Source organism: Neobacillus endophyticus (assembly GCF_013248975.1).
Classification (GTDB): domain Bacteria; phylum Bacillota; class Bacilli; order Bacillales; family Cytobacillaceae; genus Neobacillus; species Neobacillus endophyticus.
Map to the genome: position 1 here is coordinate 4,095,715 of NZ_JABRWH010000001.1, position 15,658 is coordinate 4,111,372.

A 15,658-nucleotide genomic window follows, 5' to 3' on the forward strand; every position below is an offset into this window, starting at 1 on the left:
TATATATTCACTTTTTCTGTTACGTTTCCCTTTAATAAAGACAAAATGGTTGAAGCATACCGGTTTGTAATATCGTACAGGCAGTGACAGATGAGGGCTTTTTGTTATATTCTAAAAATAAAAAATATAGGGGAGAGAAAATGATGAATACCCTTTTTATTGCCGGACATGCCAAATTGCCATCAGGAATGGCAGCTAAAAGCATCTTTGAAACTTTAACCATTACAGCTGAAATTGATAAAACCTATGGTGTGATCGTCGATGCCTCTTGTACACTGGCTACTGAACATGGCAGGGATTATATTACTAGGATTTTGAAAGGCCACAGTTTAAGAAATGGAATCGATAAACCGCTAGAGGAAATAAAACATTTTTATCTAGGAAAAGCGAATAATGCACTCATTGCTGCTTTAAAAGATTTATATAAACAATATGAAGCACTACAGCTATAGCCCGAAAATAATTAGCAGTTCCAAATAAAAAGAGAGCGGTTCCACATTTTGGATCGCTCTCTATCGATATTTATATTATACCGATTCCTTGATAGTTTCAAAAGGCCATGCCGGAAGCGGATGGGACAATAGTTTATCTTGACGATAACCGAGAACATATTCCGCTTGCATGATTGTATGAATTTCACGTGTTCCTTCATAAATAACCGGCGCTTTGGAGTTTCTTAAAAAGCGTTCCACTGGATACTCACTGGAGTAACCATATGCTCCGTGGATTTGCACAGCATCGTCCGCCGCTTTATTGGCAAAATCACAGGCCTGCCATTTCGCCAAAGATGTTTCTCTAGTATTACGCTTTCCTTGATTTTTTAATTCACCAACACGATAAACGAGGAGACGGCTCATTTGCAGTCCCGCTTCCATATGGGCAATCATTTGTTGAACTAATTGGTGGCGCCCGATTTCTTTCCCAAATGTTTTCCTCTCATGGGAATATTTCACGCTTTCTTCCAAACAGGCCAGGATTAAACCAACAGCGCCTGCCGCAACTGTAAAGCGGCCGTTATCAAGTGCTGACATAGCAATTTTAAAACCATCCCCTTCATTGCCCAAGAGGTTTTCCTTTGGCACTCGAACTTGGTCAAAGAATAGTTCCCCGGTATTTCCGGAACGGATTCCCAGCTTCCCTTTAATCGCTTTGGAGGAAAAGCCCGGCATCGTCCGCTCTACGATAAATGCTGAAATGCCATGGTGGAGTTTCTCCTTATCTGTATAGGCAAACACGATAAAATGGTCAGCAAGATCGCATAATGAAATCCATGTCTTCGAACCGTTTAATACATAATCGTCGCCGTCTTTCGAAGCTGTTGTAGAAAGTGAGGCTACATCTGACCCCGCACCAGGCTCCGTCAATCCAAACGCACCTATTTTTTCCCCTTTTGCCTGTGGTACGAGGTACTTGCGCTTTTGTTCTTCTGTCCCCCATTGTAATAATGTTAAACTATTTAATCCGGTATGAACGGATACGGCTGTACGAAATGCAGTATCCCCGCGTTCCAATTCCTCACATACTATGGCTAATGAATTATAATCCATTCCACTGCCTCCATATGTCTCTGGAATACATACACCCATTAGGTTTAAATCGGCTAACCGTTTGAAAAGCTTTGGATCGAATCCTCCATTTTCGTCCCACTCCTTCATATAAGGCAAAATCTCTTTATCTACAAAACTACGTACCATTTTTCGCAGCATTTCTTGTTCATCAGAAAATTCAAAGTTCATTGTTCATTGCCTCCTAAATAATTTTGTTATTTTTTAGATGGTTCATTTGTTCTGCTGATAGACCTAATTCTTGTAAAATTTCTTCGCTGTGCTCACCTGCCATCGGTGGATAGCGATTCATTTGGATTTTGGAACGGGAAAGCTTAAGCGGCGATCCAACTAGATGAACTGTTCCTGCCACAGGATGGTCAACCTTCACTACCATATCACGGGCGGATATCTGCGGATCATCAAATACTTTATCCATCGTATTGATCGGGCCACAGGGAATAGTAGCATCCGAGAGCAATTTCAGCCAAGCATCTACAGGTTTTAACTGCAGTCTTTCTTCCAATAATTCCGTCAGCCGCTGGCGATTTTTCACCCGTGCTTGATTCGTGCGGTAGGAATCATTTTCTGCCCATTCCGGCCTGCCCAGCAAATCACACAATGAAGCAAATTGTCGGTCATTACCTACAGCAATGATGATGTCCCCATCCATGGCACGATAGGTGGAATAGGGTACGATATTGGGATGTTCATTTCCGAGTCTTTGCGGCACTTTTCCGGAGATCAAGAAATTGCTGGCCACATTGACCAAAGAACTGACACCGCAGTCAAAAAGGGACATATCGATTTTTTGCCCCAAGCCTGATCTTTCTCTTTCCAGTAGGGCGGCTTCAATGGCAATGGCTGAGTAAAGCCCCGTCAAAATATCCATCATGGCTACACCGATTTTTACCGGACCGCTTTCTTCATTGCCAGTAATGCTCATCATGCCACACATGCCTTGAACAATATAGTCATAACCTGGTAAGTGCTGGTAGGGTCCTGTTTCCCCAAAGCCTGTTATCGAGCAAAAAATGAGTCTAGGATTGATTTTTTGCAAGTGTTCATAATCCAGAGCCCATTTTTCCATTGAACCTGTTTTGAAATTATGGATCAATACATCAGCATCCTTGGTCAAAGTCTGGATCAGTTCCCTTCCTTCCTTCGTTTTTAAATCGATCGTTATACTGCGCTTATTGCGGTTGGCACACAAATAATAAGCACTGATTCCATTTTGAAATGGCGGTCCCCATTCCCTTGTTTCATCGCTTCCTCCCGGTGCTTCTACTTTGATCACATCAGCACCCAGATCCCCTAACATCATTGTGCAGTAAGGACCTGCAAGAACCCTCGTTAAATCCAACACTTTTAAACCTGTTAATGCACCGGCGCCGGCCACGGTCACTCCCCCTTCTTTTAAAGAACAAACAAAAAGCCAGTCCTCCCCCCTTAAAAAAGTGGTTAGAACTGGCTCCATGATTCATAAACACCATCTGGTAAAAGATGGGTGATGAAATCTTAACAGTCAAAATCTATCTTCAGTTTAGAAAGTATTCCCTCTTCCTTCCGCTGTGAGGTGGATAGGGACGGGAATTATATCTCTATTTTACACAATTTTCTGTATTCTGCAAGCGTTTTATTTTTGGAATAAGTTTTAGGCATTTTGTAATCGTATCCATTATGCGTTGAAATTATGTCATTCGAAGGATAAAATGAAAAAAAGAGAGGGAGTAAAAACATGGCAGACGCACAAAAAAGTGTGATAGAAAAATTAAATTTGACAAAATATGACAGGAAACTTATCCTTCAAAAGCCTGAAGATCTTCAGGATTTTGAAGGTTTAGACTTTGACTCTTCCATAAATCAAGATCAATATGATTTGATTGTTAGCTTTGTTTTTCATTTAGAAGAATTTACAGAACAATTGCGGATGATGATCGAAAAACAGTTGCTAAGTTCAAATGGGTATTTGTATTTTGCTTATCCTAAAAAGAATAACCCTAAATATCAAGAATACATAGAGCGTGACCGTTTAATTGAAGCACTGCCTGCGGATGAGGATGGATATGTACTAGGGAGTGGGATCAAGTTTGCCAGAATGGTTAGCCTAAATGAGGTGTTTACCATTGTCGGCTTAAAATCGACACCTAAAAAAGCCGCCAATTCTTCCAGCACCAAAAACAGTCAACGCGTCGACGACTACATTGATTACATTGATGACATCAAGCAATATTTGGACAAAAACGAAGCAATCTTGACAGCCTTTAATCAATTAACCCCTGGTTATCAAAAGGATTGGGCACGTTACGTTTATAGTGCAAAACGTGCAGAAACCCGAAAAAAACGACTTTTAGAAATGGAAACCGTTTTAAGTGAAGGCTTTAAAACGATGGATTTATATCGGAGAAATAAAAGATAATTTGTATAGAAATTAGCGAAAATTCAAATGGACCCCTGCCCGAATCAATGTATATTTGGGCAGGGGTTTATCATTTCATACGTTAAAACTATAGGCATTTAGGCAAAACTTCCTGAAGCTGCTTTCAGTCCTAAACCGCTCTTACCCCAAGCTAATTAGGTCATTTTCTATTGCTGATCGGCGAATTCCCTTGCTATTCTTTCAAATGCTTCTTTAATCATAGGTCTTGGTGATGGGAGGCAGATTCTTTGAAATGGCAGCCCTTCTTCCCCAAACATCTTGCCATCTTCCAGCAAAACATTTGCTTTGTTATAGATGCGATCGTGAACTTCTTCGGGCGAAAGATCGTATCCGCTAAAGTCCATCCACATGATATAGGTCCCTTCCGGAATTCTTATCTTCACTTTCGGCATTTTCTCCTTTTGGAAGTTGATCACCCATTCGATCGTACCGTCGATATACTCCTTGAGCTGCTCTAACCAATCCTCCCCCTCATAATAAACCGCAATAAGGGCGGCTACAGTAAAGGGAGATGGTAAGTGCATTCCAAGCACCTTTGTAAAGGTTTTTCTAAGAACAGGATTGGATATCACCACATTTGTACAATGAAGTCCTGCAACATTAAAGGTTTTATTAATCGCGGTAAATGTGACAATATGGTCGGTAGTATCAGCTGCTTTTGCAATCGGAATAAAGGTTTGATTTCTGCGTATGAGGTCTCCATGAATCTCATCCGCCACAATTATGACTCCATGTTTTTCACAGATATCAGCTAATTTTCTCAGCTCTTCTGAAGTGAAAATTCTTCCAGTTGGATTTTGCGGATTGCATAATATAAACATCTTCGTCCGTTCATCTCTTGCTTTTGCTTCAAAATCGTCAAAATCGATCTCGTAGTAGCGATCCTCATCATAAATTAGAGCATTATTCAATAGCTCTCTACGATTTGTAACAATAGCTGATGTGAACGGCGGATACACTGGCCGCTGAATAATAATTCCATCGCCTGGCTCGGTAAACGCTTTAACAGCTACATTTAAGGCATGGACGGTTCCGGGACTGTAAACAATTTCTTCTCTTTTTATCTCCCAGTCATGGCGCTTTTTAAACCAATGTTGGACTGCCTCAAAATACTCATCTGGAAAAATCGTATAGCCAAAAATCCGATGATCGACAGTTCTATGTAATGCATCTACTAACGGCTGCGCCACCGGAAGATCCATGTCCGCCGTAAATAATGGAATCGTATTTTCGTCATATCGCTCCGTTAATCCACTCTTTTTAATAAAATTTCCCCCATCCCATTTTAAGGAATAGGTGCCTCTCCGATTTACGATTTCATCAAAATTATATTTCATTTCCATCCTGACCTTTCCTACTTGTTTCTACTTCTAATCACTACTATAACAAGTGAAAATATTTTTTCCAGCCTTTGGTCAAAAAAGCTCTCTCGAATTACACTATTTGATTGATCAAGCGACCCAAACCGGTAATTTCCAACTCTACTATATCACCAGGCTCCAGCCATCGATGAACTTCCGGTCCAAGTTCGAGGATGCAGCCTGTTCCTACTGTACCTGAGCCGATGATATCTCCTGGATAAAGCTTTACTCCAGCGGAGGCTCGTTCGATCATTTGTCCAAATGAATAGTACATATCCTTTGCATTTCCTTGCGAAAGGGGCATCCCATTTACCGTTGCTGTCATTGCTAACTCGTAACGATCATGAATCCTGAATGGCTCGAGTTCATTCTTTGTTACAATATAAGGACCAATCGAGGTGGCGAAGTCCTTCCCTTTTGCAGGACCTAAACCGATTTTCATTTCTTTCCTTTGCAAGTCACGGGCTGACCAATCATTCATAATGGTATAACCGAAGATATATTCTTCTGCTTCGTCTGCCTTGATGTTCTTCCCCTCTTTCCCGATAATACAAGCTATTTCCAGCTCATAATCCAAAGCCAAACATCCTGGCGGCCGTTCTATTTTTTCATTAGTTCCAGACAATACTAAATGATTTGTAAAATAGAACGCAGGTAACTCATACCATTCAGAAGCCACCGGACGGCCCTTTCGCTTTGAGGCATTTAAGACGTGTAATTCGAAGGCCATGAAGTCTCTCACACTTGGCGGATTGGGCAGAGGTGCAGCCATCTGCACCTCATCTATTTTCCATGTGGGTTGTGCAGTCGTTTCCAATTTTTCAGCTAGCGGCATGCATCGTGCTGAATTTTTAATAAAATCAAGCAGATTATCAGGTAATTTTCCGTGGCTAATCTGGTGCATATCATAAATTCCGTCCTCTTTAACCCATGCCGCTTTTATCTGGTTGTTATGATTCATAAATGTTGTGAATTTCATAAGAATCACCCCCATTTTAAATGCAATGACATAAATCTATAAAAATCATAACAAATCGGAATAGAAATGCTTGTCGAATTTTTATATAAATGATTTTTACTTGGACATAATGAAAATATTAAATAGTAAAAGGTGGTTTGGATAGGAATGGATCTTAATTTTACTCCGGAGCATGAGAGGATCCCCGATTTCAGGAATCATGAGGAAGCGAGAGAATGGTTTAAGGAGCTATTCGATGATCGTTTTTTACTAAGGATGAGTGATATGAAAGATGATAAGAAAATTTTTTATTATCACATTGTTAAGGATCCTGAAGTGTACCAGCATTATATGGAAAGCTTTTCACGGCCAGCGGAGTTTCATGAAATCACGAATATGCATGTATTTGAGAGCTACTCAACAATTGAAATTAGTGAAGATGGCGACGTACATTTTATTGTTTAATATGAAAGAAACTCGTCTTACTGCGAGCCAGGCATGGCGTAGAAAGTGGCATAATTTCACTTGGCCGAAAAAACAGGAGCCATATCAATTATATGGCTCCCTGGTTGTTTTAGGAACGTCCGCTGCTTTTAGCCATCGGACGAATGAATGGGATTTGTTTCAATGAACCGTCTTTTTTCTTATAAACTTGGTAGTAGGCCATGGCAATAAATATAGTGCCGCCTACTGCATTTCCTAAGAAAACCGGAATAAAATTATGAAGGTATTCCCACCAGGTAAAATGGCCGGCAAAAATGGCTGCCGGAATAACAAACATGTTTGCGACAACGTGCTGAAAGCCAATCGCAACGAATGCCATGGTCGGGAACCAAATACCCAGTATTTTTCCTGACATATCTTCTGCTCCATAAGATAACCAGACAGCAGAGGCAACTAACCAGTTACAGCCAATGCCAGAAACAAAAGCCTGCAGAAAATTTGCCTCCAGTTTGTGCTGAGCGATACTTACCGTTTTATCCAGAAACGGTGCCGCTTCTGTCAATCCCGCTACATGGCCAAAAAAATATGCGACAAAAATAGCTCCTGCAAAATTACTGATCGTTACTAGCAGCCAATTATACATTAACTGGCCAGTACTAACTTTTTTGGCCATTCTGGCAATTGGTACTGCCATCATATTTCCAGTTAATAGTTCACCTCCCGCTAGTAACGTGAGAATAAGACCTACCGGGAAAACGGATGCCCCAATCAAATTGCTCAATCCAACTGCCCCGCCTGTCAAAGTAGCTGTTACCCGAATATAAAGCAGGTATCCCAGAGCAATAAAGGCTCCCGCTTCAAATCCTAGAATCAGAGTTTGTAAAGAAGAATATTTCGTTTTCTTCATTCCATTTTCAACGGTAATTTCCATGATTTTGTCAGGTTTACTGTAAGCCATAACTATGTTCTCCTTCTAACTAAGTTTGTGAAATATTGAACATAGTCTATTGTACATCATTTTTCTCAAAAGTTTGTGAATACTTTTCTAACATTTTGGAGTCTGACCGTTACTGCATGAATCTATTTTTGCAGTGATGTTCAGACCCCTGGTTTATTATATGCCGCCGCCGTCATCGTGTATCGTGCTATCTTCCTTACGAATGCTTGCAGATAGGCTGAGTATGCCAAATGCTGCAATCAAAGAACTTAAAATAACGATAATATTGTAGATGTTACCTTCAATTAATAGATTGATAAGAATGTAGGTAATAACAAGTGAAGCTAATGGTGAGATCAGCCAGACTTTAATGATTTTTTGAATAACATTTTTTTGCCAAATACCGAATCCTTTTTGGGATGCACCGATCCCCAAAATTCCACAAGTCGTAACTTGTGTCAAAGGAATGGGCAGTCCATATAACGACGCAAGGGTCACTAATGCTCCGCCTGTAAAAGAAATCGAGCTTCCTTCTAACAAAGATAGCTGGGTAATTTTCTTGCCATTTGTCTCCATGACTCTGCTGCCCAATAGAACAGCTCCTAAAGCAACAAACAAGCCGCCAATCCAGATTCCTTTATTTGCAGAGATCATACCGGCACCAACAAGCGGGCCAACTGCATTAGCCACGTTATTCATCCCGGCAGAGAATGCCTCGAAACAGCCCCCTATAACGAGCAGTCTCGCCAGCCATGTTTTCCATTTCCCTGGTTTAGTCAGTATTGGCCAACGTTTTTCCGCATTGGCAATCAATTTCCCGAGTAAAAATGTAATGAGAAAAGAAATTACCGGCACAAGCACCCAAAATAAAATAATAACCAACAGTTTTTCAGTATAAACATGTTTATAAGCAATTCCTGCTCCTACTATGGATCCAACCGTCACTTCACTTGTTGACAACGGTATACCAATCAAGTTGGCAATAAACAATGTTAATGCGGCTCCGGTGAGTATCAGAACGACCATTTCTATGGTAAGAAGTTTCGAAGGAATAATTCCATTACCGATTGTTTTCACCACTTCGCCTCCTCCAAGAACCGCGCCAAGGAATGCGGCAATAGCAACCAAAATCATAGCTACCAATCTATTCTTTATAGCACCTGCTCCATAAGCTGTTCCCATTGATGCTGCTGTTCCGCTTGCGCCAATATTCATTGCAAAAAAGAAAGCTATGATAAACGCCAAATACGTCCAAAACACTCCAATCTCCCCCTATGTACACGTTTCTAAACAGTCGAGTTAAAAAATTCCTAATGTTTTGAACTTTAATTCTTAGTATTCAGGTAGGAATAATTTTAATATGGTGCTAATTATACAATTCCTCTTCTGAATAATCAACAAAAAAGTCAGATGTCATAGAATTTTTAAAAAACTATAAAAATTGCCTTCTCTCAATCAGGCAAGTGAAATTGCACCCCCTTTTGGCACAACCTGATCTCCGTGATTATTGCCAAAAACAACAAATTCACATCGAAGCATGGGCACCGCTTGGACAGGGGCGTCTATTGGATCACTCTGTATTAAAAGAAATAGCAGAAGTACATAACAAATCAATTGCACAAATTATCTTACGCTGGGATCTCCAAAACGGCATCATCACGATCCCTAAATCTGTGAAAGAAAGCAGAATTAAAGAAAATGCCAATATTTTTGATTTCGAGTTATCGGTAAATGAAATGAAACAAATCGATGACCTAAACGAAAATATACGTATCGGTGCTGATCCAGACCATTTTACTTTTTAAGAATATAATCTAAAATTTATACTATGATGATAAATGCGGGAAGTGCGAGACTTTTTGAAAAAATTGTTCTCGGCAGCATAAAACAACATAAGGGATATTGAAATAAAATCAAAAAAATCTCTTGAAATGACAAGGATATTCTGTTATATTACAGTCAATTAAATATTTTCTTACTTCATCCAATTGAAGTGAGGATAGAGGCGCAAAGACCATTAGTACACTTTTGGAGGATAATGAGATCCAAAGATAATCGTGGAAAGGGGAATTTGCCGAAGCTCCAAGAGGCTCATTCGTCTTGAAGCTGGTTCTGCTGTTGAATAAACACAGAACTGTCATATAGACATCTATATGGAGGGCTATCTCACGCACGGGAACTTTAATTTTTATGTTTCTTCTGCAGCAGCGGGGTCCCCTTCGCTGCTGTTTCTTTGCGTTGACCCACCTCTATTTAAAAAACTTTTAAAAAGGGTGATATTGATGAATTTTGGCCGAGTATTAACTGCCATGGTTACGCCATTTGATCAACATGGTGAAATTGATTTTGCTGCAGTAAAAACACTAGTAAACTATTTAATAGCAAACGGAACAGATGGATTGGTCGTTGCTGGAACTACCGGGGAGTCCCCTACCTTAACAACAGAAGAAAAAGTGGCTCTATTTAAATATGTGGTGGAAACTGCCGGAGGCCGAGTTCCTGTCATTGCTGGAACAGGATCCAATAATACAAGAGCGTCAATTAGCTTAACGAAGCTTGCAGAGGATACAGGTGTAGACGGAATTATGCTTGTTACTCCTTATTATAATAAACCATCCCAGGAAGGATTATTTCAACACTTTCAAGCCATTGCCAATTCCACCAGTCTGCCAGTCATGCTCTATAATGTTCCAGGAAGAACAGTTACCAATTTGGCACCTGAAACGGTTATACGCCTCTCTGCCATTCCTAACATCGTTTCTGTGAAGGAAGCGAGCGGTAACCTGGATGCCATGGCGGAAATTATCGAGAAAACGCCAAGTGATTTTTCACTATATAGCGGTGATGATGGCTTAACGTTGCCTGTATTATCAATCGGCGGAACAGGTATTATTTCTGTCGCTTCTCATATTATTGGCAACGAAATGCAAGAAATGATCCAAAACTTTATCAGTGGTCATTTGCAAGCAGCATCTGCTGCCCATCGCAAACTCCTGCCATTAATGAAGGCATTATTTGCTCAACCGAGCCCATCCCCTGTTAAAGCAGCATTAAACATGAACGGGATAAATGTCGGTGATGTCCGTTTACCAATGGTTCCTTTAAACGATGTGGAAAAAACTTCACTAGAAAACGTTTTGCGCCCTTTTAAACAGAAAGTTATTCATTAAAAAAATAGGCTGCCATCGCATTGGCAGCCTATTTTTTTTAATATATAGTTTACATAATATTATTATGATATATCATTTACCTATTCTGCTAAATGATATATCGGTTAAACTCCACCCTTTTTCCAAATCTCACGCAGTTATTCCTTGCCGCTTCATTTCCTTCAGCCTATCGTTACTTATTTTTATTGCGCACTTGCTCAGCCAAAGAAAGCAGATTTAATACGTTAGAAGTTTTTATGATTAAATTGCAAAAGGAATCTTGACGCACAATTTCATATCCAATCCCTTTATTAGCACCTGTTACAAATGCAAATTTCGTCATATTTATTTCCTCCTATTATTAGGTTAACAAGATACAATTTAAAAGATACTACCTAAAGTAAAGTTGAGGTCAAGGGTTTTTTAAATTAAATTGGAGAAATGATGGATATGAATAAGGATTGTTTTTAACGTTCATTTTAATAATGAGCAATTCTAATTGCTCAATACTTCGTCGGGAGTGATGTATCATGGCTAGAAACAAACTATTGGTTCCTGGTGCAAATCAAGCTTTGGATCAGATGAAGGAAGAAATCGCCAACGAGTTTGGAGTTCAACTTGGTGCTGATACGACCGCACGAGCAAATGGTTCAGTCGGCGGCGAAATGACAAAACGTCTGGTCGCATTTGCTGAACAATCATTACGAAATCAACAAGGACAGTAACTTGTATGATTTCGGCCAAAGGGTGCCCATGTTTGGGTGCCCTTTTTCTAATTCGTGAAATATTCTACTAGGGGTAGCGTCAGGAAAAAGCTGTTTATTACGTTAAGGAAATTACACTATTCCTTTATTATCTGAGTTTTTCTTATATGAACTTACTGTAACCCATAAATCACTAAAAAAGTATGTTAAAAGGTTTATGTTTATCTTTGTGACATAATGTATGATTGAACTTCTAAAAAACTTTTGACATAATTAAAAATCAGGTGTAGATTTTTCTTTAGTATATTCAAATAATCAAATATATAAATATTATTTCTAAGGAAGTGGTTCTGTGCTAGAAAAGGTAGTTTTCACTGGGAGATATAAGAATTATTCTCTACAAGCATTTCAAAAAGATCTCATTTCTGGAATTGTAGTTGGTGTTATTGCGATCCCATTAGGTATGGCTTTCGCCATTGCTTCAGGGGTAAAACCTCAGTACGGAATTTATACGACCATCATTGCTGGAATTCTCATTTCGTTATTAGGTGGTTCCAAGTTTCAAATTGGCGGCCCAACCGGAGCATTTATTCCGATATTATTCGGAATTGTAATGACCTATGGGTTTAAAAATTTGTTGATCGCTGGATTTATGGGTGGCATTATTCTATTTTTAATGGGTATTTTCCGCTTAGGGTCATTAATTAAATTTATCCCAAAACCCGTTATAATCGGTTTTACTTCTGGTATTGCCGTCACTATTTTTGAAGGACAAATTCCAAATTTCCTAGGACTAACAGGTGTAAAAAAGCACGAATACTTTTATCCTAATCTAAAAGAAGTATTTATTCATATTCATAGTGCAAACCTTTATAGTATATTGACAGCTGTAATATGTCTTATAACGGTCCTATTCACTCCTAAATTGTTTCCAAAGATACCGGGATCCCTAATTGGTCTATTTGTATCAACCCTAGTTGCCACTTTTTTATATCCAAATCAAGTAGCAACCATTGGTTCGATGTATGGTGAAATCCCTAGCACACTTCCGCAGTTTAACATACCTGATATTACGTTGGAACGAATTCAGCATCTTATTCAACCGGCGTTTATCATTGCCATACTCGGCTCCATAGAATCATTACTATCAGCAGTAGTCGCTGATGGAATGACTGGCAGTAAGCATAATAGTAACCGAGAATTAATGGGTCAAGGTATAGCTAATATGATTACCCCGTTCTTCGGTGGTATTCCATCAACAGGTGCCCTTGCCAGAACAGCAACCAATATAAAAAATGGTGCCATTTCCCCCGTTTCAGGGATTATACACGGAATCGTTGTACTTCTTATATTAGTGCTTTTTGCTCCTTATGCTTCGAAAATTCCATTAGCCAGCATGGCACCAATCTTAATGGTAGTTGCTTGGAATATGAGTGAAAGACACGTATTTTATCATTTATTAAAAACAAGAACCGCAGATTCTGTGATTTTAGTAGTTACCTTTTTATTGACAGTTTTTGTTGATTTAACTACGGCTGTTGAAGTCGGACTTGTTCTAACCGTTATTATTTTTATAAAACGTATGAGTGATGTAATGGTAACAGCTAAGGTATTACCAAATCCAAATAATAAAAGCAAAAAAGTAGATAGCCAAATGGTGACTAACTCGCATGATTGTCCGCAAATCAGTATTTACAGTGTAGAAGGACCACTTTTTTTTGGTGCAGCACAAACTTTTGGACAAACCATTTTAAATACGATTAAATTAAAACCAAATGTTTTAATTTTAAGACTTGGAAAAGTTCCATTTATGGATACAACAGGTGAATCTTATTTTTCTAGTATTGTTAAAAACTTTTCTACTCACGGGATCGTTTTAATAAGTGGGATTAAACCTCAGCCAAAGGAGTTATTGATCAAAACGGGTTTATATCATTTCATTGGGGATGAACACTTTTTCGATCATACAGGGGAAGCCATTGATTTTGCGATAAAACATTTAAACAGAAATAAATGTCTTGGATGTAAACATTTTGCTTTCAGTGAATGTACGTCATTATCAGGTGTCAATGAGAAAGTTGGAGAGAAAATACAGTTGTTAGAAATTAACTAGTATAAAAGGAGGAATAAAAAAATTGAATCTTGAAATGCAACAATTTAAAGCGGAGTTTTTCAAAGCACTCGCTCATCCTTTGAGAATCAAAATACTTGAGTTATTAGGAGAAGGAGAAAAGAATGTAAATGAACTTCAGAACCTCGTGGGCAGCGAAGGTTCTGCTGTTTCACAACAACTCATGATATTACGTGCAAAAAATATTGTTACGGGTACAAAGGATGGTAACCGTGTTATTTATTCTCTCCGAGATCCCATGATTATTGAACTACTTTCGGTCACACGTCAAATATTTAATAATCATTTAGTTGATACAATAACCATATTAGATAAGTTAAATGATGAAAATGACGATTCTGAACAGCTATGATCATCAATTATGGAAAAATACTAAAATCTGTTTAATAAAATAGTAATGGGATAAATAATTGTTGGGGGTTTGATTGATTTTAAGAAATGATACTAAGGAGAAATTCATGAAAAGAAAAACTGCCATCATTACTGGATCATCAAGCGGTTTCGGCCTCCTTTGTGCCGTTGAATTGGCTTTAGCCGGTTTCACGGTTATAGCCACGATGCGAGATGTAACTAAAGCAACAGAATTATTAAACCTCACGAAAGAAAAGCAATTACAGGAATTCATACATGTAAGGCAACTAGATGTAACCTCATCAGAATCCATTGATACCTTTAATCAGTACCTAACGGAATTTTCGAATATCGCGGTCTTGATCAACAATGCTGGTTTTGCACTGGGCGGTTTTAGCGAGGAGCTTGGGATTGAAGACTACAAGTATCAATTTGAAACAAATTTTTTCGGAGTAATCGCGGTAACCAATGCAGTTCTTCCTTTTATGAGGGCAAACAAACACGGAAGAATTATTAATATTAGCAGCATAAGTGGAAAGATCGGATTTCCCGGACTTTCTGCCTATACAGCATCCAAGCATGCACTTGAAGGCTATAGTGAAAGTTTAAGGCTGGAACTTAAACCATTTGGAATTGATGTATCTTTGATTGAGCCTGGATCTTACCAAACGAATATTTGGAAAACGATCGACAAGATTGATAAAGATCCTGAGTCACCCTACGTTCGATATTTAAATGTTATTTTACAAGAAATTGAAAGTGATAAACGGAATTTTGGCAATCCAGCGGAAGTAGCAAAGCTCGCGGCAAAAATCGCTTCACAGCCAAGTTCACCCAAACTGCGGTATCCAATTGGAAAAGGGGTAAAAACAAATCTCATTCTGAAAAATGCCATGCCATGGAAACTACTTGAAAAGTTTATTATGACGAAAATGAAACATTAAGGAATTTCTACATCATTTTATTTATTGTGCCCGAAACAAATGAATAAGCTTGTTTTGGGCACATGACATCATTTAAGGCAGGTTTTTGATCTTATTTTCTATTTCTGTACGAGGCTTTGGATCCGGAATCTCTTCAGGATAGCCTACTCCAAACATCCCAAGTAAATCGTAGTCTTCAGGTATACTCATAAGTTCACGATTCCCCTCTTTCATTCCTATTGAGGACCAAAATGTTCCAACCCCTTCATCCCATGCAGCTAACATGAAATTTTGGATAAAGCAGGATACAGCAGCTTTATTTTCTTCTGTTTCTACAACGGTAGCCCCTTGTTTTGAAATGATGGCAATTACAACAGGGGCATTCCCAAAGTTTGTTTTGTGATTTAACTTCCCTCTTGTTTCTGGGCCGATAAAATATATTTCCCAAGGCTCGGTCATACGATGATTGGGTGCCATTGCCGCTGCATCCAGCCATTTTTTAATTAGCTGCTGATCGACATGATCGGATTTGAATTTTTTAATGGTTCTGCGTGATTTTATTACTTCAATGATCGTCACTGGAATCTCCCCTTTTTTTTCTTCTTTGACCATTGTAATATTTATTGCAATTTATTTCTAACAACATGCCTATTATCTTGTGAAAAGTGAATTGATTTTTTACAGGTTGTCCATCCCTTTATTTTTTTCAACTGGAT

General features: G+C 38.8%; 17 protein-coding genes and 1 riboswitch. Of the genes, 9 read left to right on the forward strand and 8 right to left on the reverse strand.

Features of this window, described 5'->3' with window-relative positions; translation table 11 throughout:
- The first annotated feature begins 143 nt into the window (after window positions 1-143).
- Window positions 144-452 carry a DUF3870 domain-containing protein gene (locus tag HPT25_RS20125; protein WP_173071313.1) on the forward strand — a complete coding sequence of 103 codons (309 nt, stop codon included), beginning with the start codon at window positions 144-146 and terminating at the stop codon, window positions 450-452.
- A gap of 75 nt (window positions 453-527) precedes the next feature.
- On the opposite strand, the gene HPT25_RS20130 is transcribed toward HPT25_RS20125, so the two are convergent.
- Together HPT25_RS20130 and HPT25_RS20135 are read right to left on the reverse strand one after the other, a co-directional pair.
- Window positions 528-1,736 (reverse strand): acyl-CoA dehydrogenase family protein, encoded by a 1,209-nt coding sequence (locus tag HPT25_RS20130; RefSeq protein ID WP_173068336.1) that lies wholly within the window; start codon window positions 1,734-1,736, stop codon window positions 528-530.
- 13 nt (window positions 1,737-1,749) lie between these two features.
- Complete coding sequence (locus HPT25_RS20135; protein WP_173068339.1) at window positions 1,750-3,021, reverse strand: CaiB/BaiF CoA transferase family protein; 1,272 nt, start codon at window positions 3,019-3,021, stop codon at window positions 1,750-1,752.
- Between the two features lie 261 nt (window positions 3,022-3,282).
- Between HPT25_RS20135 and HPT25_RS20140 the strand changes: the two genes are divergently transcribed.
- Complete coding sequence (locus HPT25_RS20140) at window positions 3,283-3,963, forward strand: YdeI/OmpD-associated family protein (protein WP_173068342.1); 681 nt, start codon at window positions 3,283-3,285, stop codon at window positions 3,961-3,963.
- A 167-nt stretch (window positions 3,964-4,130) separates the two neighbouring features.
- On the opposite strand, the gene HPT25_RS20145 is transcribed toward HPT25_RS20140, so the two are convergent.
- A complete protein-coding gene (locus tag HPT25_RS20145) occupies window positions 4,131-5,321 on the reverse strand; it encodes a MalY/PatB family protein (RefSeq protein WP_173071315.1) in 1,191 nt (396 codons plus the stop codon).
- A 97-nt stretch (window positions 5,322-5,418) separates the two neighbouring features.
- Entirely contained in the window at window positions 5,419-6,324 is a 906-nt protein-coding gene (locus HPT25_RS20150; RefSeq protein WP_173068345.1) for a fumarylacetoacetate hydrolase family protein, read from the reverse strand.
- Window positions 6,325-6,471: 147 nt separating this feature from the next.
- Here HPT25_RS20150 and HPT25_RS20155 point away from each other — a divergent pair, with 147 nt between their 5' ends.
- Window positions 6,472-6,768: a hypothetical protein gene (locus tag HPT25_RS20155; RefSeq protein WP_173068348.1), complete on the forward strand. Its 297-nt coding sequence runs from the start codon at window positions 6,472-6,474 to the stop codon at window positions 6,766-6,768.
- 109 nt (window positions 6,769-6,877) lie between these two features.
- Here HPT25_RS20155 and HPT25_RS20160 read toward each other — a convergent pair whose 3' ends face one another.
- Window positions 6,878-7,705, reverse strand: coding sequence for a formate/nitrite transporter family protein (locus HPT25_RS20160; RefSeq protein ID WP_173068353.1), 828 nt, complete (start codon window positions 7,703-7,705; stop codon window positions 6,878-6,880).
- Between the two features lie 156 nt (window positions 7,706-7,861).
- Window positions 7,862-8,944, reverse strand: a complete 1,083-nt coding sequence (gene cysP, locus HPT25_RS20165) for a sulfate permease (protein WP_312857308.1) — start codon at window positions 8,942-8,944, stop codon at window positions 7,862-7,864.
- A gap of 155 nt (window positions 8,945-9,099) precedes the next feature.
- On the opposite strand from cysP, the gene HPT25_RS20170 reads away from it, so the two are divergent.
- Together HPT25_RS20170 and dapA are read left to right on the forward strand one after the other, a co-directional pair.
- Entirely contained in the window at window positions 9,100-9,489 is a 390-nt protein-coding gene (locus HPT25_RS20170; RefSeq protein ID WP_173071319.1) for an aldo/keto reductase, read from the forward strand.
- 187 nt (window positions 9,490-9,676) lie between these two features.
- A riboswitch (Lysine riboswitch) is annotated at window positions 9,677-9,856 on the forward strand.
- Window positions 9,857-9,966: 110 nt separating this feature from the next.
- Entirely contained in the window at window positions 9,967-10,854 is an 888-nt protein-coding gene (gene dapA / locus HPT25_RS20175) for a 4-hydroxy-tetrahydrodipicolinate synthase (protein ID WP_173068356.1), read from the forward strand.
- A gap of 172 nt (window positions 10,855-11,026) precedes the next feature.
- Here dapA and HPT25_RS20180 read toward each other — a convergent pair whose 3' ends face one another.
- Entirely contained in the window at window positions 11,027-11,176 is a 150-nt protein-coding gene (locus tag HPT25_RS20180) for a hypothetical protein (RefSeq protein ID WP_173058287.1), read from the reverse strand.
- Window positions 11,177-11,363: 187 nt separating this feature from the next.
- On the opposite strand from HPT25_RS20180, the gene HPT25_RS20185 reads away from it, so the two are divergent.
- The 4 genes from HPT25_RS20185 to HPT25_RS20200 all read left to right on the forward strand — a co-directional run bounded on the left by HPT25_RS20185 (window position 11,364) and on the right by HPT25_RS20200 (window position 14,963).
- Window positions 11,364-11,558 carry an alpha/beta-type small acid-soluble spore protein gene (locus HPT25_RS20185; RefSeq protein ID WP_173068359.1) on the forward strand — a complete coding sequence of 65 codons (195 nt, stop codon included), beginning with the start codon at window positions 11,364-11,366 and terminating at the stop codon, window positions 11,556-11,558.
- 331 nt (window positions 11,559-11,889) lie between these two features.
- Window positions 11,890-13,650, forward strand: coding sequence for a SulP family inorganic anion transporter (locus HPT25_RS20190; RefSeq protein ID WP_173068362.1), 1,761 nt, complete (start codon window positions 11,890-11,892; stop codon window positions 13,648-13,650).
- A gap of 22 nt (window positions 13,651-13,672) precedes the next feature.
- A complete protein-coding gene (locus HPT25_RS20195) occupies window positions 13,673-14,020 on the forward strand; it encodes an ArsR/SmtB family transcription factor (protein WP_173068365.1) in 348 nt (115 codons plus the stop codon).
- Between the two features lie 106 nt (window positions 14,021-14,126).
- Complete coding sequence (locus HPT25_RS20200) at window positions 14,127-14,963, forward strand: SDR family oxidoreductase (protein WP_173068368.1); 837 nt, start codon at window positions 14,127-14,129, stop codon at window positions 14,961-14,963.
- 72 nt (window positions 14,964-15,035) lie between these two features.
- Here HPT25_RS20200 and HPT25_RS20205 read toward each other — a convergent pair whose 3' ends face one another.
- Window positions 15,036-15,554, reverse strand: coding sequence for a nitroreductase family protein (locus HPT25_RS20205; protein WP_217269773.1), 519 nt, complete (start codon window positions 15,552-15,554; stop codon window positions 15,036-15,038).
- Window positions 15,555-15,658: the final 104 nt, after the last annotated feature.

Coding starts and splice junctions, on each gene's coding strand:
- HPT25_RS20145 (WP_173071315.1), bottom strand. CDS start 5,321: ATGAAATATAATTTTGATGAAATCGTAAATCGGAGAGGCACCTATTCC.
- dapA (WP_173068356.1), top strand. CDS start 9,967: ATGAATTTTGGCCGAGTATTAACTGCCATGGTTACGCCATTTGATCAA.
- HPT25_RS20150 (WP_173068345.1), bottom strand. CDS start 6,324: ATGAAATTCACAACATTTATGAATCATAACAACCAGATAAAAGCGGCA.
- HPT25_RS20130 (WP_173068336.1), bottom strand. CDS start 1,736: ATGAACTTTGAATTTTCTGATGAACAAGAAATGCTGCGAAAAATGGTA.
- HPT25_RS20200 (WP_173068368.1), top strand. CDS start 14,127: ATGAAAAGAAAAACTGCCATCATTACTGGATCATCAAGCGGTTTCGGC.
- HPT25_RS20185 (WP_173068359.1), top strand. CDS start 11,364: ATGGCTAGAAACAAACTATTGGTTCCTGGTGCAAATCAAGCTTTGGAT.
- HPT25_RS20180 (WP_173058287.1), bottom strand. CDS start 11,176: ATGACGAAATTTGCATTTGTAACAGGTGCTAATAAAGGGATTGGATAT.
- HPT25_RS20160 (WP_173068353.1), bottom strand. CDS start 7,705: ATGGCTTACAGTAAACCTGACAAAATCATGGAAATTACCGTTGAAAAT.
- HPT25_RS20140 (WP_173068342.1), top strand. CDS start 3,283: ATGGCAGACGCACAAAAAAGTGTGATAGAAAAATTAAATTTGACAAAA.
- HPT25_RS20205 (WP_217269773.1), bottom strand. CDS start 15,554: ATGGTCAAAGAAGAAAAAAAAGGGGAGATTCCAGTGACGATCATTGAA.
- HPT25_RS20155 (WP_173068348.1), top strand. CDS start 6,472: ATGGATCTTAATTTTACTCCGGAGCATGAGAGGATCCCCGATTTCAGG.
- HPT25_RS20135 (WP_173068339.1), bottom strand. CDS start 3,021: ATGGAGCCAGTTCTAACCACTTTTTTAAGGGGGGAGGACTGGCTTTTT.
- HPT25_RS20125 (WP_173071313.1), top strand. CDS start 144: ATGAATACCCTTTTTATTGCCGGACATGCCAAATTGCCATCAGGAATG.